The organism is Mesorhizobium sp. M7A.F.Ca.CA.001.08.2.1, assembly GCF_003998455.1.
In the GTDB taxonomy this organism is placed as follows: Bacteria; Pseudomonadota; Alphaproteobacteria; order Rhizobiales; family Rhizobiaceae; genus Mesorhizobium; species Mesorhizobium ciceri.
Map to the genome: position 1 here is coordinate 1 of NZ_RZPW01001371.1, position 665 is coordinate 665.

Consider the following 665-nt stretch of genomic DNA (forward strand, 5'->3'; position numbering starts at 1 on the left):
GCTATGCCTTCGCCAGCACCTTCATTTTCGGCGCCATGTTTGGCTTCATCGCTTCGGCGCAGCAGATCTATGTCGACATTTTCAAAGTCGGCGAGATGTTCCCGGTCATCTTTGCCGGGGTTGCGGGCGTGCTCGCCTTCTCCAACTTTCTGAACTCGCGCCTTGTCGGCCGCATCGGCATGCGCCGCCTGTCGCAGAGTGCGTTGCTGCTGTTCCTGGTCATCAGCCTTGCCTGGCTGGTGATTTCGCTGGAGATGAAGATGCCGCTCTGGCTGTTCATCACCTTCTTTGCCTGCGCCATGCTTCCATTCGGTGCGCTCGGCGCGAACTTCAACGCGCTGGCCATGGAGCCGCTCGGCCAACTGGCCGGCACGGCTTCGTCGATCCTCGGTTTCATGCAGACGTTTCTCGGCGGCATTCTCGGTACGCTGATCGGCCAGGCCTTCAACGGCACGGTGACGCCGCTGGCCGCCGGCTTCTGCAGCGTCTCGGTCGCCGCGCTGCTGATGATCTTCATCGCCGAACGCGGCAAGATGTTCCAGCCACAGAACCCGCCCGTTTCAGGGCACATCACCGACTTGCATTAGGACGCACCTTCAAGGGCTGCCGTGAACCGAGGGGCAAGCATGCGCCCCGCAATTGCTTCGCCCATGCTGTCCGAAAAG

1 pseudogene is annotated in these 665 nt (G+C 61.4%); it reads left to right on the top strand.

Going from position 1 to position 665, the window contains the following annotated elements:
- Positions 1–587, top strand: a pseudogene (locus tag EN914_RS37465) (multidrug effflux MFS transporter); the annotation flags it as partial.
- Between the last annotated feature and the right edge of the window lie 78 nt (positions 588–665).